Source organism: Pectobacterium fontis, assembly GCF_000803215.1.
Lineage (GTDB): Bacteria > Pseudomonadota > Gammaproteobacteria > Enterobacterales > Enterobacteriaceae > Pectobacterium > Pectobacterium fontis.
In genome coordinates, this window is record NZ_JSXC01000043.1 from 1 (window position 1) to 22286 (window position 22286).

Consider the following 22286-nt stretch of genomic DNA (forward strand, 5'->3'; position numbering starts at 1 on the left):
ATGCGGGTGGTTATGATTTAAAAAGACAGACGTATTAAAGAGATAAAAACGTTATTGCAGGTAGGTAAAGGCGGTCGTAACGTGCTTCACGCCGCCCACTTTACTGGCGATTTCCGCGGCGGAGGCTCCTTCACGCTGTGTCACCAACCCTAGCAGGAAGACTTCACCGTTTTCTGTTGTGACTTTGACGTTAGAGGATTTAACCGTGTCGCTTGCCAGAATCTGCGAGCGAACTTTGGTGGTGATCCAGGTATCCATGGATGCGGTTCCCATTGAAACCGGCGTGCCTTGGCGTATCTCGTTGTAGACTTCGGCTGCACCTTCCACGCCAAGGGCGATTTGTTTAGCCCGACTTGCCAGTTCTGTGCTCGGCGCTTGCCCTGTTAACAATACTTTCCCCTGATAAGCCGTCGCAACGATACGAGCCTCTTTTTTCAACTGCTCGTCTTTGCTGATTGCATTCGTCACACGGACTTCCAGTGTGCCATCGTCAACCTGCGTGCCAACAGTACGCGGGTCTGTGGCCGTTTTGGTTGCCACAGCACTGCCAACAGCAACAACCCCGACACAGCCTTGTAGCAGCAGGGCGATAGACAGCACGGCAAATGCAGAACTTATCCTCATGTAGTGCTCCTTCAATCGTTCTGGTGTGGAAAAAGTGTGTTATCAATCAAATCGCACAAGCAGTTTACTGTCAGCATGTGCATTTCCTGAATACGGGCGCTACGGTGTGACGGGATGCGGATCTCCACATCCTGTGGCCCGAGCAGCCCAGCCAGTTCTCCGCCGTCGTAGCCCGTTAAGGCGACAATCGTCATGTCGCGTGTCACGGCAGACTCTACGGCTTTAACAATATCGCGGCTATTACCACGGGTTGAAATTGCCAGTAAGACATCGCCAGCCTGGCCTAACGCTCTGACCTGTTTGGCATAGACTTCTTCATGCAAGCGGTCATTGGCTATCGCAGTTAAGACCACGTTATCCGCATTAAGTGCGATCGCCGGTAGGCTAGGGCGCTCGGCTTCAAAGCGGTTAATCATGCTGGCGGCGAAATGCTGTGCATTGGCGGCCGATGTTCCGTTACCACAGCACAGAATTTTGTTGCCGTTCAGCAGAGATTGCACCATGGCAATCGCCCCACGGGAAATGGCGTCAGGCAAGGCTTCTGCCGCTGCAATCTGCGTTTGAATACTCTCGGTAAAACAAACCTTTATTCTATCCAGCACGTTGAATTAGCCTAAGTAAATTGAAGTCCATCAAGGATGGGATGTAAATATGCTATCCCTGTGCAGCGAAGGCATTGGGGATCCAGTTGAACTGCTCGCCCGTAATTGCCAGCACGTCAAAACGGCAATCCACCGTGTCAAAGCTGGCACCTCGCTGCGCCAGCCACACGGCGGCGGTATGCAGCAACCGCTGCTGTTTACGTCGGGTGACGCTGGCTGCTGCATCGCCAAAATGCGCATTGCGCCGATAGCGCACTTCGACAAACACCCAGATATGCCGATCGCGCATGATCAAATCCAGTTCACCGCCGCGTAGCGTAACATTTGCGGCGGTGAAGATCAGACCCGCACGTTCAAGATAGCGTCGAGCCTGTTGTTCGTAAACTGTACCCGCCGCTCGCGAATTCAGAGAACAGGCACCAACTGACCCTGACGATATTGCTGCCAGGTTAACTGCCGGTTGATGGTGCAATCCTGCCCTGCGCTTAGCATCCCTGTTGCGCCGGGGATTTGGTGACCCGGAATCTGGCGCATTTCACCAAAGTGGCTGGCGAGCGTCCAGGCATCCATCCCCATGGCATACAGGCGAACTAACGAATAATCATTTTTAAACTGGCTGCTGACCTGTTGCATCAGTGCTGGGTTTGCGCCAGCTAACAGTGGGATATCGCTGAACTGCAATCCTTCCATTTCGAGGCGGAAGTCTGGCCCTAATCCCGCCTGGAAGCTGCGTGAGCTGGCATAGAGCGCCGGGCGAGAGCGTGAAGTGGTACGCATGTCGATCATCGGCTTAATCAGCGCCAACTCGTCCGGTGTGGCGATGATATAGACCGCATCAATATTGCCGCTAACGGATGAACTAGCCGTCGGTTGAACCTGTGATGGAATGGTTAAGCCGCCGATGGTGGTGCCCGGCTGAGCCTGCGTCTGTGACATGCTAACAGGTTGACCGCTCAGGCTTAAGCCCGCACCGCTATTGATGGCTTGTTTTAACTCCGCCGTGTTGCCAACGCGCTGTTGCAGCGTGCTGCTGCTGCCGCTTTGCTGGTTCCAGGCCTGAGCGAAGGCGTTGACGATACGGTCGCCCAGTGCGCCGCGAGGGGCTAAGACCAGCGGCTGCTGTTTACCCTGTTGGTGGATGAATTTTGCGGCGTCTCTGGCTTCGTCTTCTGGCGAGAGGGCGAAATAGCAGATGTTAGGGCTATTTTCGACGTGTTCCGGCTGGTTCAGTGCCAAAATATTCAGGGGTGACTGGCTATTCACCAACTGATCTACTTCATTTTTCAGCAATGGGCCGATGACCAGCGAGGCGCCATCCTGTTGTGCCTGTGTGAGAATATTAGCCAGCGGCTGCGAAGAGGTGTCATACACTTTCACTGGCAGCGAGCTGGACAGCTCTGCGCCTGTTGCCTGTGCTTCTGGTGCTGGTGTCGTCGATGCGACCGTCTGATCGCTGTACGGTGCGGGCGATTGGGCATTCTGCCCATCGGATGATGGCGTTACCTGCCCGTCTTGCGCCGTGTTTGTTGCCGGGGCAGCAGGCGCAGATACGGGCGCGGTGGCTATCTGACCGTTCTTTGCTGCGTTAAAGCCTTGTTGGATGGCATTGGCGAAAACCTGCGCCTGACCGTTAAGCGGTAATAGCAGCGCGATGCTGTTTACCGAAGACTGCTGGTAGTTGACTACCTGATTCAACTGCGTAGGCAGCGTTTTCGCAGCCGGGTGATGCGGGTAGCGCGTCTGCCAGTCTTGGAGCGCACTCTTTAACTGGTCGGGAGAGGTACGGTTGTCCTGATAGTTATTGAGCAGGTCTACCCAACCTTGCAGCACATTTTCATTCGCATTAATCAGCAGCGAGTTGGATTCCTGCGGTGGCATCTGCGTCAACGTCAGCCAGGTTTGATCGATATTGACCTGATGCTCGTCGCCTTTCAGCAGCGGTTCCTGAGCGATATACGCACGCAGCAGTTCAATGGAAGGACGCCCTTGTGCCGTTTTGATTTGCGCCTGGTAGTAACGCTGCTTTTGCTGATCGGAAAGCGCGCCCATATCAAGCTGACTCAGTGCGGCTTTGGCTGCCTCCATATTGTTTTGGGCGATGGACAGCTCCACACTGAGTAACTGTTGTTCTTGCTTTTGCGCTGGGCTTAATTTTTCTGGCAGCGTGTTGAACTGCTGACTTGCCTGAGGGGCTTTCCCTTCCTGTAACAGGGAACGAATAGCAAGTAATTGCCAGTCAGCCTTGTTATTATCGCTACTTTGCTGCATCTGTTGCAGATAATAATCAGATGATGCGTCAGCTTTGCCCTGAACCTCGGATGGCGGGCTCTGCGGTGCGTGGCTTGGACAGCCTGCGAGAAACAGTGCCGCTAACAAAACAGGAATAACACGCCCTGCCTGGGTACGGACGAAATGAAAGGGAAGCATACTGTATCCAGTGGTTTTTTAAAAAGATGCTCAATATTAAATCGGCAACCCGGATGAAACAATGAATCAAGACCAACAAGCAGACATTTCTGCATCTACCCTCTACATTGTCCCCACGCCAATCGGTAATCTGGGCGACATCACGCAGCGCGCGCTGGCGGTATTGGCGAGCGTTGATCTGATCGCCGCAGAGGATACCCGTCATACCGGTCTGCTGTTACAACATTTTGCGATTAATGCGCGGCTGTTCGCATTACACGATCACAACGAACAACAAAAAGCGGATGTGTTACTGGCTAAATTGCAGGCAGGGCAAAGCATCGCGCTGGTTTCAGATGCGGGCACGCCGCTGATTAACGACCCCGGTTACCATGTGGTTCGACGCTGCCGCGAAGCGGGCGTGCGCGTGGTGCCGCTGCCGGGGGCTTGCGCCGCGATAACAGCGCTTTCCGCGTCCGGCTTGGCATCCGATCGCTTTTGCTATGAAGGGTTCCTGCCTGCCAAGACCAAGGCGCGAAAAGATACGTTGCGCGATCTGGGGGAAGAAACCCGCACGCTAATTTTCTACGAATCCACCCATCGTCTCTTAGACAGCCTACAGGATATCAGCGAGGTGCTGGGCGCGGGTCGCTATGTGGTGCTCGCGCGTGAAATCACCAAAACCTGGGAGTCGATTCACGGCGCGCCCGTGGGTGAATTACTGGCCTGGGTGAAGGAAGATGAGAACCGCCGTAAAGGAGAGATGGTGCTGATCGTGGAAGGCCATCGGGTTGATGACAGTGCGCTATCCTCCGAAGCGCTGCGCACGCTGGCGCTATTGCGCGCCGAGCTACCGCTGAAGAAGGCGGCGGCGTTAGCGGCTGAAATTCACGGCGTGAAGAAGAACGCGCTTTATCGCTATGGATTGGAACAAGAAGGTAATGGCGGTGAATCGGGGGATGACAAGTAAGGCAATTTACCCTATTATCCGCGCCGGAGTTGACCAGACAGTCGCCGCTTCACTGCCGTCCCTTTCGGGGGAGACAGGTGGAGGGGAGGAAAGTCCGGGCTCCACAGGGCAGGGTGCCAGGTAACGCCTGGGAGGCGCAAGCCTACGACTAGTGCAACAGAGAGCAAACCGCCGATGGCCCACGTAAGTGGGATCAGGTAAGGGTGAAAGGGTGCGGTAAGAGCGCACCGCGCGACTGGCAACAGTTCGTGGCACGGTAAACTCCACCCGGAGCAAGGCCAAATAGGGGTTCACATGGTACGGCCCGTACTGAACCCGGGTAGGCTGCTTGAGCCAGCGAGTGATTGCTGGCCTAGATGAATGACTGTCCACGACAGAACCCGGCTTAACGGTCAACTCCCCTCATCATAAAACCCTGCTTCGGCAGGGTTTTGCTTTATGGGGCAGGTAAGATGAATGACTGTCCACGACGCTTTTTATGAAAGAAAGCGGCTTAACGGTCAACTCCCCTCATCATAAAACCCTGCTTCGGCAGGGTTTTGCTTTATGGGGCAGGCAAGATGAATGACTGTCCACGACGCTTTTTATTACCTTTCAAATTAATTGATGTTCTCCATCACATAACTCTGACTTTTTCTGTGTCATAAAGCGCGTAAAGTAAGGCTATCGCGTGCTGCGGCACGTTCGCTGACATCTTTCAGAGGATATGACTATGAACAACACGTCCCGGATGCCTGCACTGTTCCTCGGCCACGGTAGCCCGATGAACGTGTTGGAAAACAATGCGTATACTCAGGCATGGCAAATGCTGGGTGAGACGTTGCCACGTCCGAAAGCGATTATTGCGGTTTCTGCCCACTGGTATACTCGTGGCACGGCGGTGACGGCGATGGAAAATCCACGTACCATCCATGATTTCGGTGGCTTCCCACAGGCGCTGTTTGATACCCAGTATCCGGCACCAGGCTCGCCAGCGTTGGCGGCGCGAATTCAGGATGTTCTGTCGCCGATATCGGTGGTAGCCGATCAAAGCCAATGGGGGCTGGATCATGGTTCCTGGGGCGTACTGATTAAGATGTATCCTGATGCGGATATTCCCGTCGTGCAACTGAGCGTGGATGGCACGCAGCCTGCGGCGTATCACTACGAATTAGGGCGCAAGCTGGCGGCGCTACGCGATGAGGGATACATGATCGTGGCGAGTGGTAATGTCGTGCATAACCTGCGGATGGTGAAATGGGATGGCGATGCAGAGCCGTATCCGTGGGCTGTCTCATTCAATCAATTTGTACGTGATAACCTGACTTATCAGGGCGACGATCACCCGTTGGTGAATTTCATGCAGCACGAGGGCGCTGCGCTATCTAACCCGACTCCCGATCACTATTTTCCGCTGCTCTATGTATTGGGAAGCTGGGACGGTCAAGAACCCATCAGCATTCCAGTTGATGGGCTCGAAATGGGATCGTTGAGTATGCTGTCGGTGCAGGTGGGGAGCTAAGCGCCATCTGAAAAAGGCACGGTTTCCGCCGTGTCTTCTGACAGTTAATTTTCTGCTTAATCCAAAATAGTGTGCGGATAGAAGCGCGAGAGATCTTGCGTGATGAGGGCGCGATCTTCACGTACGCCGATACCGCAGGGCTGATCGTTCACCAGCCAGCTACCAATCAGCGTGTAGCTGTCGCCGAACTTTGGCAGTGGGTGATATTGCTGGACGATCATGCCTTCTTCACCATATGGGCCGTCGGCTGATGCAATCTCTTTGCCGTTCTCGATGATTTGGATGTTCGCCCCTTCGCGTGAAAACAGCGGTTTGATGACATAGCTGTCCAGCTTAGGATGTTCATCTCCCGCGAAATAGGCAGGAAGCAGGTTAGGATGATTTGGGAACATGTCCCACAGCATCGGCAGCAGCGCTTTATTGGAAATAATGCTTTTCCAGGCCGGCTCTAGCCAGCGCACGCCCGCATCTTCCAGCTTGGTGGAAAACATCTCGCGCAGCATGAATTCCCACGGATACAGCTTGAACAGGTTACTAATCACCTGGTTTTCAGGATCGGTAAACTGGCCTTTCTCTCCGAGGCCGATTTCCTCAATGTACAGAAACTCGCTCGGCAGACCCGCTTCCAGCGCGCAATCCTGTAGGTATTGCACCGTACCGCGATCTTCTTCCGTATCCTGACAGCAGGCGAAATGCAGCAAGCCAAAACCGTGATTCAGCTTCAACTCCTCAAAGCGTTCAATCAGCTTTTCCTGAATGCTGTTGTACTGGTCGGAATGTGGCGGCAGCTTCCCGGCATTGATTTGATCTTCCAGCCAGAGCCATTGGAAAAAGGCGGCTTCGTACAGCGATGTGGGCGTATCGGCATTGTTTTCCAGCAGCTTAGCAGGGGACTTGCCGTCATACGCCAGATCGAGGCGCGAATACAGCGAAGGCTGATGGGTGCGCCATGACTGTCTGACAAATTCCCAAGTGTGTTTAGGTATTTGGAATTTAGCCAGCAGCGCGTCGCTATTGATGACCTTTTCTACCACTTGCAGACACATCTGGTGCAGCTCTGCTGTGGTTTCTTCCAACTCTTCAATCTGAGCCAGCGTGAACTGGTAGTAAGCCTCTTCGCTCCAGTAAGGCTCGCCGTACATGGTGTGAAAACGAAAACCAAACTCGGCGGCTTTTTCCTGCCAGTCAGGACGCGCGGTAATCTCTATCCGTTTCATTCAATACACCTCAGCCGCCCATGCTACGGGAAGAGCTGGAACTTGAACTGGCACTGCTGCGCTGCATGCTGTTTTGCTTCGCGACGGTTTCACCAAAGCCACCGCGCGTGATGGTCGAGGTGGTAGCGGGTTTTGGTGCCAGTGCGGTTTTTGGCACCGTTATCGTGCGGCCTGTTGTCGCACTGCCGTAGCTTTTACCTGTCGCATCAACAAATTTGCCGTTGGCTGGACTGGTCGGCGATGTTGAACTGAATAAAGGCTGTTGTGTAAAGCCCGCGCCGCCACTCATCATACGGCCCATCATGTAACCAGCCATCAATGGCATCCAGGACATACCGCTCTGCTGTGATTCTGCTGCCGTGCCCGCCTGTGCAGGTGTTTGAGTACACTGTGCTTCGCCGAATTCCGCTACGCAGTCTTCTTTCGTTGCATATTTCGGTGCCGTTTTTTCTGCTTCTTTTAATGCTGTATTGTAGGCGTTAGTGCACTGTGCGCTCATTGAAGGGTTGGCCGCTGAACAGTCATCTGCATTCTGATAGAGAGAGACGGTTTCATCGGTTTTTTCGCAGCCAGCGAGGAGAAATACGGTGCTGACGGCCAAAGCGACAGGTGCCAAACGGTACGTTCGCCACTCCTTACGGAATGTTTCCTGATTAATATTTTTTGTACGTTTCATTTATTTATCCCAGAGCAAAACCACGGTCAATAACCGATAAGTGCGTGTAAGGATAGGAGAATGTTGCTTGAATTTAAAGCAACATTAGGTGTAACTGACGGTATTTTTATGTTGCTATACCCATCCTATTTCAGGTTGGCTGTGTTCGTCCTTCGCCCCATCTCCTGGGTCTCACCTCTAACGAGGCCACCGGCAAGCGGCGTTCGACGACTGGTCACCCGAATCACATACTTGTGTAAGCGCATCGACATAAAAAGGGGAAGTGCACTTCCCCTTTTTATCGATAAACGCGGCTCGCAGACTAGCGCTGAGCTGAGGTGGCCTGTGGTGCGGCGTTGTCGGTTATGGCTGGCGTGGTTGACACTGGTTGACCTAATGACGCATTGAGCGCCTGAAGATCATTTTCATTCAGCGTACCCTGCGCGGATTTGATGTTTAACTGGTTGATCAGGTAATCATAACGTGCGCTGGAGAGCTGCTGTTTAGCGTTATACAGCGTGGTCGTGGCATCCAGTACGTCAACGATGGTGCGAGTACCGACCTGATAGCCCGCTTCTGTTGCATCCAGAGAGCTTTGTGCAGACACTTCAGCCTGTTTGTAAGCGTTGATGCTGCTGATGGAGGCAGAGATATTGTTAAACGATGAGCGTACCGTCTGGATAACAGAACGGTGGGCGCTTTCCAGTAGCTCACTGGCGCTGACGTAGCTGTGCTGCGCCTGTTTCACCTGAGAATTGGTAGCACCACCGCTGTAAAGCGGCAGAGTAAAGTTGATGCCAACTCGATGTTGACCCGCGTCTGAATCGTTAAACGAGTTGCTGTTCTGTGTTCTTGCGCCAGAATAGCGGGTATCGCTCACGCCCGTCGATGCCGTGAGATCCAGCGTTGGCATATAGCCTGTTTCGGCGGAGCGAATCTGTTCACGCGCCAAATCCTGGCTCAACCGCGCAGACAACAGGTTCAGGTTGCGGCTTTCGGCTTCTTTCAGCAGGTTGTTAACCGCTTCTGGTTTCTGGGTAGAAAAATGTTCGATGTTCAAACTAGCCAACTGCGGATAGACGTTACCAGTAATCTGACGTAGAGATTCCAGCGCGTTATCCAGCGTATTACGCGCTAACACTTCATTGGCCAACACGCTGTCATACTGTGCGCGGGCGTTCTGGACGTCAGTAATGGCGACCAGACCGACGTTGAAGCGTTGTGTGGTTTGATCCAACTGACGATAAATTGCCTGCTTCTGCGCATTGATATAAGACAGCGAGTCAATCGCGCGCAGCACATTGAAATAAGCGGTCGCGGTGTTCAGCATCAGGTTTTGCTGGGCGGTCTGATAGGTGACGTCTTCAATACCCGCTTGTTTTTCCTGTAACGTCAGCGCACGCCATTTGGACATGTCGAATAGCGTTTGGGTGAGCTGCAAGGCTGCGCTTTTTTCGTTACTGTTGACGCCATTACTATCGCGGTAACCCTTGTTATAGGTATAACCCGCGTTGATTCCCAACTGTGGCAGTAACGGGCTGCGCGCTTCGTTGATTTTTTCAAACGCGGCATCACGGGTTGCGGCCGCGCTGCGTAAATCGGGGTTGGTGTTTTTTGCCTGCTGGTAGACCTGCAACAGGTTTTCTGCCTGGCTCATGGCGCTAAAGCCGCCCAGGCTCAGACCAATCAGAAGAGGGAGCAATTTCTTCATTTGCATTCCTTGTTGTGCAGCAATCTCGCGATGATAGCACTGTCTGTAGACGAATAATTGTCGATTCTATCAGAATCTGCCAATAGGATAAGGTGGCTGAACGTGCCATCTTTCAGCGGAATCTGCCCAAATGGTCAGGAAAATCGACTCATTGGGTGATTTAGTTCGACGTTTCTCGGTTTGGTAAAGTACCGAAAAACGATGGCGTGGGCGAGTGTAGTCTCACTGCGCTGACGTCATGCCTGATAAAGGTTCAAAAACCATGGTGCGTATAACGACTGTGGATTCCGCCATACAATACCGGATTCCATTAATATTTGTTACAGGAGTACAGCCATAGTGTCTTCCGTATCCGATTCAGTGACTTTCACCAAAGATGATGTAGAAATTATTGCACGCGAAACGCTGTACGACGGTTTTTTTTCGCTGGAACGTTACCGTTTCCGTCATCGCCTGTTTAATGGTGGGATGAGCGGCGAAGTCAGCCGTGAGATTTTAGAGCGTGGCCATGCCGTGGTACTGCTGCCTTACGATCCTGTGCGTGATGAAGTGGTATTAATCGAACAGATTCGTATCGCAGCCTACGACACCAGTGCGTCTCCCTGGCTGTTTGAACTGGTGGCTGGCATGATTGAACCAGGAGAAAGCCACGAAGAGGTGGCGCGGCGCGAAGCGCAGGAAGAGGCCGGATTACGGGTGGGCCGTTGCCGACCGATAATCAACTATCTCGCCAGCCCTGGCGGCACCAGTGAACGTCTGGCGGTGATGGTCGGCGAAGTGGATACCCGCACGGCGACAGGGATTCACGGTCTGGCGGAAGAGAATGAAGATATCCGCGTACATGTGGTTAGCCGGGAACAAAGTTATCAATGGGTTGAAGAAGGCATTGTTGATAACGCTGCATCTGTCATTGCCTTGCAATGGTTAGCGTTGCACCATGAAGAACTGAAACGCGCGTGGGTGGATTGAATTGATGAAACGTTATACACCGGATTTCCCGGCCATGATGAGGCTATGTGAAACTAACTTCATGCAATTGCGACGTTTGTTGCCAAAAATTGATGAAGTTGGCGAAATCGCGGTTTATCACGTTGATAATGCGGTCTATCAACTGACGATCCTTGAGTCTACCCGCTATACCTCGTTGGTCGAAATTAAGCAGACTGCGCCTGCTGTGAGCTACTGGAGCCTGCCAATGATGAGCGTTAGGTTGTATCATGACGCGTTGGTTGCGGAAGTGTGTGCCAGCCAGCAGATCTTTCGCTTCAAAGCACGTTATGATTATCCTAATAAGAAGTTACACCAGCGTGACGAAAAGCATCAAATTAATCAGTTTCTTGCTGATTGGCTAAAATATTGTTTGGCGTATGGTTCGATGTCGATACCGGTTTTCGATACCCAATAGATTTCGACGTGCAGGAAAGTGGCTTGCGAGCCACCGGGGAAACCAACGTATCCTGCACGTTGAAAGATGACGGGTTGAGACAGATTTACGTAACCAAGGACACCATTTGGAAAGCCTGTTGACACTGCCTGTGGCGAGTGGCGCCAGAGTCAGGATTTTACAAATAACCGATACCCATCTTTTTGCGGGCGAGCATGAAACCTTGCTGGGTATCAACACTTATCGTAGCTATCACGCGGTGCTGGATGCCATCAAGGCCAGGCAGGATGCGTTTGATTTGATCGTGGCGACGGGTGACTTAGCGCAGGATCATACGCTGGAAGCCTACCGCCATTTCTCGCGTGGGATTGCACAACTCCCCGCGCCTTGCGTATGGCTTCCGGGTAATCATGACTTCCAACCCGCGATGGTAGACGCGCTGGCCGATGCGGGTATTGCACCGTCCAAGCATGTGTTGCTGGGTGACAAGTGGCAGATCATCCTGTTGGACAGCCAGGTATTCGGCGTGCCGCACGGTGAACTGAGCGAATACCAGCTTGAATGGCTGGAGCGTAGCCTGAAAAGTCAGCCCGATCGCTTTACGTTGCTGTTGCTGCATCATCACCCGCATCCTTCCGGCTGTACCTGGCTCGATCAACATAGCCTGCGTAACGCGCACCATCTTTCTGCGGTACTGGATCGCTATCCACAGGTCAACACCGTGCTATGCGGGCACATTCATCAGGAGATGGACTTTGACTGGCATGGTCGCCGTTTGCTGGCGACCCCCTCGACCTGCGTGCAGTTCAAACCGCACTGCACCAACTTCACCATTGATGACGTCGCACCGGGATGGCGCTATCTGGACTTACTGCCGGAGGGGCGTCTGGAAACGGAGGTTTATCGTCTGTCGGGTAGCGAATTCCTGCCTGACATGGATTCGGACGGTTACTAATGCCCACGCTTCTTTATCTGCATGGCTTTAACAGTACGCCGCAGTCGGCGAAAGCGACGGCACTGAAAACGTGGCTGGCAGAACAGCACCCTGAAATTGACATGCTGACCCCCCAGCTTCCACCTTATCCGGCGGAGGCCGCCGAGATGATGGAATCGTTGATTATGGCGCGAGCTGGCCATCCGGTGGGGATTGTTGGCTCTTCCCTCGGTGGTTATTATGCTACCTGGTTATCTCAGTGCTTTATGCTGCCTGCCGTGGTGGTGAATCCTGCCGTGAAGCCGTTTGAACTGCTGCTGGACCATCTGGGAGAATACCAGAACCCCTACACCGGTGAGCAATATGTGCTAGAGTCTCGGCACGTTTACGATCTGAAGGTCATGCAGATTGACCGACTGGAATCGCCGGATTTGCTCTGGCTGCTGTTGCAGACGGGGGATGAGGTTCTGGACTATCGTCAGGCAGTCGCGTATTACACGGCCTGCCGTCAAACTGTGGAGTCAGGGGGCAACCATGCCTTTGTCGGGTTTGAGCACTTTTTCACGCCGATTGTGAATTTTTTAGGGCTTACGACAGACTGAATCGCCGCGTATGCATTGAAAAACGAATCGCCCAATGCGGTTCGTTAAACCCCATTTACTGAACTCAAAGAATTAACGCAAACTATGGCTCAATCAAGTTATAACGCTGATGCGATTGAAGTACTCAGCGGGCTGGAACCGGTGCGCCGTCGTCCGGGAATGTACACTGATACCACGCGTCCTAACCATCTGGGGCAAGAGGTCATAGATAACAGCGTTGATGAAGCGCTGGCAGGTCATGCGCGCCGTATTGATGTGATCCTGCACGCCGATCAGTCGCTGGAAGTGATTGATGATGGTCGTGGGATGCCGGTGGATATTCACCCGGAAGAGGGTGTACCTGCCGTTGAGCTGATCCTGTGTCGCCTGCATGCGGGCGGCAAATTCTCCGGTAAAAACTACCAGTTTTCGGGCGGTTTGCACGGCGTAGGGATTTCCGTGGTGAACGCCCTGTCTACCCGTGTTGAAGTCACTGTTAAGCGCGACGGTCAGGTATATGACATCGCGTTTGAAAATGGCGATAAAGTGCAGGAACTAGCGGTAACAGGCACCTGTGGACGCCGTAATACCGGGACGCGCGTGCATTTCTGGCCGGATGAGAAATTCTTCGACAGCGCCCGTTTTTCTGTCTCCCGTTTGACGCACCTGCTGAAGGCTAAAGCGGTTTTATGCCCCGGTGTGGAAATCATCTTCAAAGATAACGTTAACAACACCGAACAGCGCTGGTGCTATCAGGATGGCCTGAATGACTACCTGTGCGAAGCGGTAAACGGCCTGATCACGCTGCCGGAAAAGCCGTTTCTGGGGTCGATTACTGGCGAGACCGAAGCGGTTGATTGGGCGCTACTCTGGCTGCCGGAAGGCGGTGAGCTACTGACAGAAAGCTACGTTAACCTGATCCCGACGCCAATGGGCGGGACGCACGTTAACGGCCTGCGTCAGGGGTTGTTGGATGCGATGCGTGAGTTCTGTGAATTCCGCAATATTCTGCCGCGCGGCGTGAAGCTGAGCGCAGACGATATCTGGGAACGCTGCGCTTACGTGCTGTCGGTCAAAATGCAGGAACCGCAGTTTGCCGGGCAGACCAAAGAACGCCTCTCTTCTCGTCAATGCGCCGCGTTTGTGTCCGGCGTGGTGAAAGATGCCTTCAGCCTGTGGTTGAACCAGAATGTGCAGGCTGCGGAGCAACTGGCTGAACTGGCGATTTCCAGTGCGCAGCGCCGTATGCGTGCCGCCAAAAAAGTGGTGCGTAAAAAGCTGACCAGTGGGCCAGCATTACCGGGCAAACTGGCCGATTGTACCTCGCAGGATCTCAGCCGGACGGAACTGTTTCTGGTGGAAGGGGATTCGGCGGGTGGATCGGCGAAGCAGGCACGCGAACGTGAATTTCAGGCGATCATGCCGTTGAAAGGTAAGATCCTGAACACCTGGGAAGTCTCCTCCGACGAGGTCTTGGCATCGCAGGAAGTACACGATATTTCGGTGGCGATCGGTATCGATCCCGATAGTGACGATCTTAGCCAACTGCGTTACGGCAAGATCTGTATTTTGGCGGATGCGGATTCTGATGGTCTGCACATCGCGACGCTGCTGTGCGCGCTGTTTGTCCGTCATTTTCGGGCGCTGGTGCAAGGCGGGCACGTTTATGTTGCCATGCCGCCGTTATACCGCATCGATCTGGGTAAAGAGGTGTACTACGCGCTGGACGAAGAGGAAAAAGCAGGCGTGCTGGAGCAGCTTAAGCGCAAGAAAGGTAAGCCGAACGTACAGCGCTTTAAAGGTCTGGGCGAAATGAATCCGCTACAACTGCGGGAAACCACGCTGGATCCCAATACGCGCCGTCTGGTGCAGTTGACCATCAACGACGACGATCTCGATCAGACAATGGCGATGATGGACATGCTGCTGGCGAAGAAACGCTCGGAAGATCGCCGCAACTGGCTGCAAGAGAAAGGCGATAAGGCGGAGATCGACGTGTAATGCCTGGGCCTATGCCGAAAAGGATATCGGCATAATGAAATAGAATACGGCGTGACGCCGCTCGTATGAGAAAATCAAAAGGCAAGAAAGCCGTGGTGCGCGTTCTTGCCTGAGTGACGGCGATGCCTGAATAGCGCATCGCCTGTGCCATACCGCGTGAGTAAAGCGGATTAGAAATCGACATTCACACCCAGTTGGAAGGAACGCCCAGGCTGCACGGCGAGTGCGCGGTCATACTGTCCCTGCCGATCGTTAGTTTCAATCTGGCGGCTGCTGAGATAATCCCAATATTTACGGTCAGTCAGGTTATATACGCCCCCATTGACTTTCACGTTCTTGCTGATGCGATAGTAAGCTGTCAGGTCAACCATGCCATAGCCGGGAATCCGCATATATTCGGTACTTGATGTGGTGATAGCGCTGCCCGTGTTGGTATAGCTTTCACGGCTGGTATCCTGCGCCTGCTTCCCTTTCTGGAAGGTGGAGGTTAGGGCGGCACCGTAACGCTGGGAAGGATCGTCATAGGCGATACCGATAACTGCTTTCATCGGAGCAACGCTGTCTAGGTCGACATAACGGTCGCCAAGGTAGCGGGATTGCGATTGGCCTTTGGTATAGCCAAACGCCAGCGTGGTGCTGAGTCCATCAACGGATGGGAACCAGGTGCCTAGCTGTATTTTGCTGCTGACTTCACCACCGTAGATATAAGCCTTATCACGGTTTTCCGCCTGATATATCGTATTGATATTACTCGGAACATTGGTAAATTTATCGGGGTTGGCGCTACGGCGGTAGCGGGTGTTGGCGATAAAATTCTTATAGGTGTTGTAGAACAAGGCAGTACGGAAGGTAATTCCTTCTGTTGCTTCACCTTTTAAGCCCCATTCTACATTGTTGCTGGTTTCCGTTTTGAGATCGCTATTGCCGATAAAGGCATACTGGAACGGCCCGGCATAGTTGGCGTTAAGATTGGTGCTGCCATAAAGCTGACTGGCATCCGGGAACTGTGCACCGCGACGGTACTGCACATAGGTTGTCAGCGTCGGAGTGATGTCATAGAGGAAGCTCAGAGAAGGCAGGATTTGCGTATCACTGTTGGCTTTACCGTACAGTGTGTTGACATCGGATTCATTGATGACGCTGCCGTCACCGCTCAGGCTAACCGTATTCGTTGGTTTAGTACGTTGATGAATGGCGCGTACGGCAGGGACAACCGAGAAGGCATGCCCCGCCAGATCCCACGTCACGGTATCCTGCACGAAGCCCCCAACGGTATAGCTGTTGCTATCGGCTTCCGGCTGCATGATGTTATTGGCACCCGTTTGATTAGGCGATTGCCTGAACGGGCGCTCTGTTTTGCTTTGGCTGGCATTCAGACCCCAACTGAATTCGTGGCGATCCCAGCTTTTCACCATATGAGTATCAAAGCCGTAGGTGGTGACATTGTAATCGGAATAGACCCGATGGCTATCTGCCGCGGCTTGCCCTGTGGTGGCGGGTAGCCAGGTATTGTCGTGTGATTCGCTATTCTGGAAGTAAATGCGGCTATCAACCAAATCGACTAGCGTGTTGTTGACGGGCGTCCAGCGATCTTTCAGGCTGGCGGTCCAGCGGCGTGTCTGGCTGCTCTGTTGCGCCGTGCCGTAAATGGTGTTGTTGCCGCTTGGCAGACTCCCCCAGTAGTCATAATGGGTATGATTGGTTTTATGGTAATAATCCAGCGTCCCGGTGAGCTGATGCTCGTCGTTGGCCTGCCAAATACCGGACGCCAACATGGCGTTAGAGTGCCAGTTCGCAGGGTAAGCGGCGATTTCGTCGCTGTTATTGCGTGTTTGCTGGCCGTCACGGCGGCTGAGTACGACAATGCCGCGCAGTTCGTCATCACCGCCTGCGGCGGTGATGCCATTATGCCAACCATGGTTGGCAGAGTCGTAATCACTCTGGAAACCGAAGTAGTCCTGCTTGCCCGCTTTCAGGTAGTCATTGGCCGATTTGGGGCGAAAGGAGACGCTGCCGCCAAGGGCGTTGATGGTATTTTCGGCGGAAGTGACGCCTGATTCAATATCGACGCTACTGTACAGATAAGGGTCGATATAGTCGCGTCCCATACCGAACGTATTGAATCCGGCGCGGCTGGCGTAGCTACGGCCTGTGGCATTGGGCAGGGCGATACCATCGGTATCGATCGCCACACGGTTGCTTTCAATGCCGCGAATGTTGTAGCCCGTGTAACCACCGCGGTCAAAGCCGCTTTTCCCGGTATTGCTGCCGCCGCTGGCTCCTGTTGCGCTCACCAGAGGTTGATAACGCATGATGGTGCCAAAATTGTTGCCGCCTTCTTTTTGCATATCTGCGGCGGTTAGCGTTGTTTTTGATCCCGCTTTCTTCTCGATTTTCGGCGAGTTAACTATCATCACGTCGTCGGTCTGTTCCGTTTTTGCCGCTGACGTGTCTGTATTCTTCCCGCTGAGTGTATTGTTACCCGTGGTGCTATCCGCTGCCATGCTGTTTAGCGCGACGCCAGTCAAGATGCCGGTGAGAAGAATTTTATTTAAATTCTTGTTAATTAACATAATGATACTCTGCTATAAGGTTGTTCTGGCCAGCGGCGTTGGGGAAACATGGCGTGCTGGTCGCTAACGTCTGCAAAGGAAATACAAACGGCGAATAACATTCATTATCATGTGGTAATGATAACTATTATCAACATGCTAAGCATTATCATTTAATGTTGCAATGAAGATGAATAATTCTTAATGAAACGGGATCGTGGCGATCGATACCGCTGTCGAATTCACATCCGTTATCGCCAGCATAAAGCGTCGGCACGGCTCTGTGCGCTATTGTTCCCTGTGACATCACCTCATCAGATAAGGTACTATTCCCGCCAAACATACCGCCGCTATGGCGTGCCGGAAAGCGTAATAATCGCGCCGCGATGTGAGGGAAGTGAGATAAATGAGTGAGATGACTCATGACGGCGCAGAAAGCCTTGCGCTGCGCACGTTTACCGAAAATGCATACCTGAATTATTCCATGTACGTCATCATGGACAGGGCATTGCCGTTCATTGGTGATGGCCTGAAGCCGGTGCAGCGTCGCATTGTGTATGCGATGTCCGAGCTGGGCCTGAATGCCAACGCCAAGTTTAAAAAATCCGCCCGTACCGTGGGTGACGTGCTGGGTAAATACCACCCACATGGCGACAGCGCCTGCTATGAAGCGATGGTGCTGATGGCGCAGCCGTTCTCTTACCGTTATCCGCTGGTGGATGGTCAGGGGAACTGGGGGGCGCCGGACGATCCGAAATCGTTCGCCGCTATGCGTTATACCGAATCGCGGTTGTCTAAATACGCGGAAGTGCTGCTGTCAGAGTTAGGGCAGGGCACGGTCGATTACACCCCGAATTTTGACGGTACGATGCAGGAACCGAAGATGCTGCCTGCGCGTCTTCCCAATATTCTGCTGAATGGCACCACGGGCATCGCCGTCGGGATGGCAACGGATATTCCGCCGCACAACGTGCGCGAAGTCGCGGCGGCAGCGGTGATGCTGCTGGAAAACCCGAAAGCCTCGCTGGATGATCTATTGCAGCATGTACAGGGGCCGGATTTCCCGACGGAAGCTGAAATCATCACGCCGCGCGATGAAGTACGCAAGCTCTACCAGAATGGTCGTGGCTCGGTGCGTATGCGTGCGGTCTGGAAAAAAGAAGACGGTGATGTGGTGATTACCGCACTGCCGCATCAGGTTTCCGGTGCCAAAGTGTTGGAGCAGATTGCCAGCCAGATGCGTGCGAAGAAGCTACCGATGGTGGAAGACCTGCGTGATGAATCCGATCACGAGAATCCAACCCGCTTGGTGCTGGTGCCGCGCTCGAACCGTATCGATATGGATCAGGTGATGAACCATCTGTTTGCCACGACCGATCTGGAAAAGAGCTATCGCGTTAACATGAACATGATCGGTCTGGATGGCCGCCCCAGCGTGAAAGGGCTGGTCGAGATCCTGAGCGAGTGGCTGGTATTCCGTCGCGACACGGTGTGCCGCCGTCTGAATTACCGTCTGGAAAAAGTGCTCAAGCGCCTGCATATCCTTGAAGGTTTGCTGATTGCGTTCCTGAATATTGATGAAGTCATTCATATCATTCGTACGGAAGATGAGCCGAAGCCTGTTCTGATGCGCCAGTTCAGCCTGAGTGAAACACAGGCTGAAGCCATCCTTGAACTGAAATTGCGTCACCTTGCCAAGCTGGAAGAGATGAAAATCCGCGGCGAGCAGGACGATCTGGCGAAAGAGCGCGATAATCTTCAGGCGCTGCTGGCGTCAGAGCGCAAGCTCAGCAACCTGATTAAGAAAGAAATTCAGGCGGATGCCCAAGCTTATGGCGACGATCGTCGTTCGCCGCTGCATGAACGCGGCGAAGCGAAAGCGATGAGCGAGCATGACTTTGTGCCGTCTGAGCCAGTCACCATTGTGCTGTCGGAAATGGGCTGGGTTCGCAGCGCCAAAGGCCATGACATCGATCCTGCTGGATTGAGCTATAAAGCAGGCGATAGCTTCCGCGCCGCCGTGAAAGGCAAAAGCAATCAGCCCGTGGTGTTTATTGACTCTACTGGTCGCAGCTACGCGCTGGATCCGATCACGCTGCCTTCCGCCCGCGGTCAGGGTGAGCCGCTGACGGGCAAATTGACGCCTCCGCCGGGCGCGACGATTGAACAGGTACTGATGGCCGCAGACGATCAGCCGCTGCTGATGGCATCGGATGCGGGTTACGGGTTTGTGTGTACTTTCAACGATCTGGTGGCGCGTAATCGTGCAGGTAAAGCGATTATAACGCTGCCGGATAACGCGAAGGCGCTGACACCGATTGAGATCAAGGGTGACGATCACCTGCTGATGGCGATTACTGCGGCTGGCAGAATGCTGCTGTTCCCGGTTTCCGATCTGCCGCAGTTGTCAAAAGGCAAGGGGAATAAGATTGTGTCCATTTCTTCGGCTGATTTTGCGGAAGGTAAAGACCGTCTGACCTGGCTGTATCTGCTGCCGCCACAGGCTTCCGTCACGCTCTACTTCGGTAAGCGTAAGCTGGTGTTGCGTCCGAATGAGCTTCAAAAGTATCAGGGCGAACGCGGGCGGAAAGGCACGTTGCTACGTGGGCTACAGCGTATCGACCGAATTGAGGTAGATGCACCGCAGCAGGCTGATGTTGGCAGCAGCGAAGAATAAATCCTCCGTATCATAAGTGCATATCAGAAAGGCGGTGTCATACCGCCTTTCTTTGATATCTGGTTGCCATCCCGCTGCAAATTGAATCACCGTGTGTTTTAGCGCGAAATCGCTATACTAGCGGCGGCTTTCGGCTAATGAGGTTGCTATGTTATCCATTTTGCGTTTTTTTATTGTCGTTATATTTTCGATTTTGATCTGTGTTTTTGGCTTGTTTTACTGTCTGTTCAGCCCTCGAAATCCCCGCCATGTAGCGACCTTCGGTCATCTTTTTGGGCGCTTGTCCGTGGTGTTTGGCCTGAAAGTAGAAATGCGGATACCGGAAGACGTGGCGCGTTACGGCAACTGCATCTATATTGCGAATCATCAGAACAATTACGATATGGTCACGGTATCCAGAGCGGTTCAGCCTCGTACCGTTACCGTGGGTAAGAAAAGCCTGTTGTGGGTTCCGTTTTTCGGGCCGCTTTATTGGCTGACGGGTAATCTGCTGATTGACCGTGAAAACCGCGCCAAAGCGCATGGCACCATCGCACAGGTGGTGAAACATATTAAAGAGCGCAATGCGTCGATCTGGATGTTTCCCGAAGGTACACGCAGCCGTGGACGCGGCCTGCTACCATTCAAAACCGGTGCGTTTCATGCCGCGATTAGCGCAGAAGTGCCGATTGTACCGATTTGTGTTTCTACCACCAGTAATAAGGTGAAACTGAACCGCTGGAATAACGGTTTGGTTATCGTCGAAATGTTGCCGCCTATTGATACCCGCGCATATACCAAAGATCAGGTTCGTGAGCTGGCGACACATTGCCATGACGTGATGGCCGCCAAGATTGCGGAGTTGGATGCAGAAGTTGCGGTGCGCGAAGCCGCAGACAAAAAATAAATTTACCCTATTTGTGTTATGCGATTATTTCTTTCGAATACATCGTCGAAATAATTAATCGGCATTTAAACTTTGCTTACGGTTAATGGATTTACGGAGTCATTATGTCACTCAGCCGACGTCAGTTTATTCAGGCATCGGGCCTTGCGTTATGTGCGGGTATGACGCCGCTGGCGGCAAAGGCCAGTGGTAACCCCATCGCATTGCCGATACCGCCATTACTGGAGTCGCGCCGAGGCCAGCCTCTTTTCCTGACCATGCAGCGTGCTCATTGGGCATTTTCTGGCGATCGTAAGACGTCTATTTGGGGCATCAATGGCCGTTATTTAGGGCCGACGGTACGGGTGTATGACAGTGACGACGTTAAGCTGATTTACAGTAACCGCCTGAATGAGCCGGTCGCGATGACGATCGGCGGGTTGCAGGTGCCGGGGCCGCTCATGGGCGGCGCGGCGCGTATGATTTCTCCAGGCACCGACTGGTCGCCGGTGCTGCCTATTCGTCAGCCATCTGCCACCTGCTGGTATCATGCGAATACCCCGAACCGTATGGCTCCGCATATCTATAACGGGCTGGCCGGACTCTGGCTAGTGGAAGATCGCGCCAGTAAATCTTTGCCACTTCCTAATCACTACGGTGTGGATGATTTCCCGTTGATTATTCAGGATAAACGGCTGGATAACTTTGGCGTCCCTATCTATAGCCCGCCCTCTAACGGTGGATTTGTGGGGGACTCTCTGTTAATCAACGGTGTCCAGAATCCCTTTGTTGAAGTGTCCCGTGGCTGGGTTCGCCTGAGGTTGCTGAACGCGTCGAACGCCCGGCGTTACGTGATGCGGTTGAGCGATGGGCGGGCGATGCATGTGATCGCCAGCGATCAAGGGCTGCTCCCTGCTCCGATGGCAGTGAACCAGCTTTCTCTTTCCCCCGGTGAACGACGCGAGATTTTGATCGACATGTCGCAAGGTGAGGATGTCACGCTGACGGCAGGCGAGTCGGCTGGGATTATGGATCGCCTGCGTGGTCTATTTGAGCCTTCCAGTATCCTGATTTCCACCCAGATACTCACGCTGAAGCCGACGGGCCTGTTGCCATTGGTCACGGATAACCTGCCGATGCGCCTGCTGGCTGACAACATCATTGAAGGCAGCATCAGCCGCACGCGCGAATTCCGTCTGGGTGATAGTTTACCCGGCATCAACGGCGCGATGTGGGACATGACGCGTGTCGATGTACAAACCCAACTAGGCCGCTGTGAACGCTGGATTATTCACGCTGATACGCCGCAGGCGTTTCATATCCAGGGCGTCAAATTCCTGGTGCGTAGTGCGAACGGTGGCCGACCTGCGGTGGAAGACAGCGGCTGGAAAGACACCGTGTGGGTGGATAACGATGTCGAGCTGCTAGTTTATTTCACGCAGCCATCCTCACTGGCGTTCCCCTTCCTGTATTACAGCCAGACGTTGGAACTGGCCGATCGCGGCTCGACAGGGCAGCTCATCGTACAGTCTGCGATGTAAGCAAGTCTTACCGTTCCCTCTCTTGCTAACCGTCTGACGCGCGGCTTGCTCGTCAGACGGATCTG

19 protein-coding genes and 1 other RNA gene are annotated in these 22286 nt (G+C 53.4%); 11 read left to right on the top strand and 9 right to left on the bottom strand.

The genetic code is table 11. The features are described 5' to 3' along the window. Positions 1 to 51: 51 nt before the first annotated feature. The 4 genes from dolP to OI69_RS15660 are packed head-to-tail and all read right to left on the bottom strand — an operon-like array spanning position 52 to position 3653. Positions 52 to 624 (bottom strand): division/outer membrane stress-associated lipid-binding lipoprotein, encoded by a 573-nt coding sequence (dolP, locus tag OI69_RS15645; protein ID WP_039352416.1) that lies wholly within the window; start codon positions 622 to 624, stop codon positions 52 to 54. 11 nt (positions 625 to 635) lie between these two features. Further along, complete coding sequence (diaA, locus tag OI69_RS15650; protein WP_012773024.1) at positions 636 to 1226, bottom strand: DnaA initiator-associating protein DiaA; 591 nt, start codon at positions 1224 to 1226, stop codon at positions 636 to 638. Positions 1227 to 1278: 52 nt separating this feature from the next. Next, positions 1279 to 1635, bottom strand: coding sequence for a YraN family protein (locus OI69_RS15655; RefSeq protein WP_200886929.1), 357 nt, complete (start codon positions 1633 to 1635; stop codon positions 1279 to 1281). Continuing rightward, the gene (locus OI69_RS15660) at positions 1632 to 3653 is read right to left on the bottom strand and encodes a penicillin-binding protein activator (protein WP_039352417.1); all 2022 of its coding nucleotides are present in this window, start codon (positions 3651 to 3653) and stop codon (positions 1632 to 1634) included. Before OI69_RS15660 ends, OI69_RS15655 begins: the two co-directional genes overlap by 4 nt. 61 nt (positions 3654 to 3714) lie before the next feature. On the opposite strand from OI69_RS15660, the gene rsmI reads away from it, so the two are divergent. The 3 genes from rsmI to ygiD all read left to right on the top strand — a co-directional run bounded on the left by rsmI (position 3715) and on the right by ygiD (position 6103). Next, positions 3715 to 4602, top strand: a complete 888-nt coding sequence (gene rsmI / locus OI69_RS15665; RefSeq protein WP_039352419.1) for a 16S rRNA (cytidine(1402)-2'-O)-methyltransferase — start codon at positions 3715 to 3717, stop codon at positions 4600 to 4602. Positions 4603 to 4627: 25 nt separating this feature from the next. After that, positions 4628 to 5006, top strand: an RNA gene (gene rnpB, locus OI69_RS18880) — RNase P RNA component class A. Positions 5007 to 5314: 308 nt separating this feature from the next. Beyond that, positions 5315 to 6103 carry a 4,5-DOPA-extradiol-dioxygenase gene (gene ygiD / locus OI69_RS15670; protein WP_154715568.1) on the top strand — a complete coding sequence of 263 codons (789 nt, stop codon included), beginning with the start codon at positions 5315 to 5317 and terminating at the stop codon, positions 6101 to 6103. Between the two features lie 56 nt (positions 6104 to 6159). Here the strand turns inward: ygiD and OI69_RS15675 are convergent, their stop codons facing one another. From OI69_RS15675 to tolC, 3 genes are all read right to left on the bottom strand, one after another. Further along, positions 6160 to 7320 (bottom strand): glutathionylspermidine synthase family protein, encoded by a 1161-nt coding sequence (locus OI69_RS15675; RefSeq protein WP_039352421.1) that lies wholly within the window; start codon positions 7318 to 7320, stop codon positions 6160 to 6162. A gap of 10 nt (positions 7321 to 7330) precedes the next feature. Continuing rightward, a complete protein-coding gene (locus OI69_RS15680) occupies positions 7331 to 7996 on the bottom strand; it encodes a DUF1190 family protein (protein ID WP_039352422.1) in 666 nt (221 codons plus the stop codon). Between the two features lie 301 nt (positions 7997 to 8297). Further along, positions 8298 to 9686, bottom strand: a complete 1389-nt coding sequence (gene tolC, locus OI69_RS15685; RefSeq protein WP_039352423.1) for an outer membrane channel protein TolC — start codon at positions 9684 to 9686, stop codon at positions 8298 to 8300. Between the two features lie 336 nt (positions 9687 to 10022). On the opposite strand from tolC, the gene nudF reads away from it, so the two are divergent. The 5 genes from nudF (at position 10023) to parE (ending at position 14586) form a co-directional block, all read left to right on the top strand. After that, a complete protein-coding gene (gene nudF, locus OI69_RS15690) occupies positions 10023 to 10655 on the top strand; it encodes an ADP-ribose diphosphatase (protein WP_039352425.1) in 633 nt (210 codons plus the stop codon). Positions 10656 to 10659: 4 nt separating this feature from the next. After that, a complete protein-coding gene (locus OI69_RS15695) occupies positions 10660 to 11091 on the top strand; it encodes a DUF1249 family protein (protein WP_039352426.1) in 432 nt (143 codons plus the stop codon). Between the two features lie 106 nt (positions 11092 to 11197). After that, on the top strand, positions 11198 to 12025 hold the full coding sequence (gene cpdA, locus OI69_RS15700; protein ID WP_039352429.1) for a 3',5'-cyclic-AMP phosphodiesterase: 828 nt from the start codon (positions 11198 to 11200) through the stop codon (positions 12023 to 12025). Continuing rightward, entirely contained in the window at positions 12025 to 12606 is a 582-nt protein-coding gene (gene yqiA / locus OI69_RS15705) for an esterase YqiA (RefSeq protein WP_039352432.1), read from the top strand. Before cpdA ends, yqiA begins: the two co-directional genes overlap by 1 nt. 84 nt (positions 12607 to 12690) lie before the next feature. Next, the gene (parE, locus tag OI69_RS15710) at positions 12691 to 14586 is read left to right on the top strand and encodes a DNA topoisomerase IV subunit B (protein WP_039352433.1); all 1896 of its coding nucleotides are present in this window, start codon (positions 12691 to 12693) and stop codon (positions 14584 to 14586) included. A gap of 170 nt (positions 14587 to 14756) precedes the next feature. Here parE and OI69_RS15715 read toward each other — a convergent pair whose 3' ends face one another. Beyond that, entirely contained in the window at positions 14757 to 17159 is a 2403-nt protein-coding gene (locus OI69_RS15715) for a TonB-dependent hemoglobin/transferrin/lactoferrin family receptor (protein WP_039352439.1), read from the bottom strand. Positions 17160 to 17307: 148 nt separating this feature from the next. Then, positions 17308 to 17562, bottom strand: a complete 255-nt coding sequence (locus OI69_RS19920) for a hypothetical protein (RefSeq protein ID WP_154715569.1) — start codon at positions 17560 to 17562, stop codon at positions 17308 to 17310. Here OI69_RS19920 and parC point away from each other — a divergent pair. The 3 genes from parC to ftsP all read left to right on the top strand — a co-directional run bounded on the left by parC (position 17545) and on the right by ftsP (position 22221). Next, a complete protein-coding gene (gene parC / locus OI69_RS15720; RefSeq protein ID WP_039352441.1) occupies positions 17545 to 19815 on the top strand; it encodes a DNA topoisomerase IV subunit A in 2271 nt (756 codons plus the stop codon). The two genes, OI69_RS19920 and parC, sit on opposite strands and share 18 nt — an antisense overlap. Positions 19816 to 19963: 148 nt before the next feature. Next, positions 19964 to 20701: a 1-acylglycerol-3-phosphate O-acyltransferase gene (locus OI69_RS15725; protein ID WP_039352445.1), complete on the top strand. Its 738-nt coding sequence runs from the start codon at positions 19964 to 19966 to the stop codon at positions 20699 to 20701. A gap of 104 nt (positions 20702 to 20805) precedes the next feature. Further along, positions 20806 to 22221: a cell division protein FtsP gene (gene ftsP / locus OI69_RS15730; protein WP_039352446.1), complete on the top strand. Its 1416-nt coding sequence runs from the start codon at positions 20806 to 20808 to the stop codon at positions 22219 to 22221. Positions 22222 to 22286: the final 65 nt, after the last annotated feature.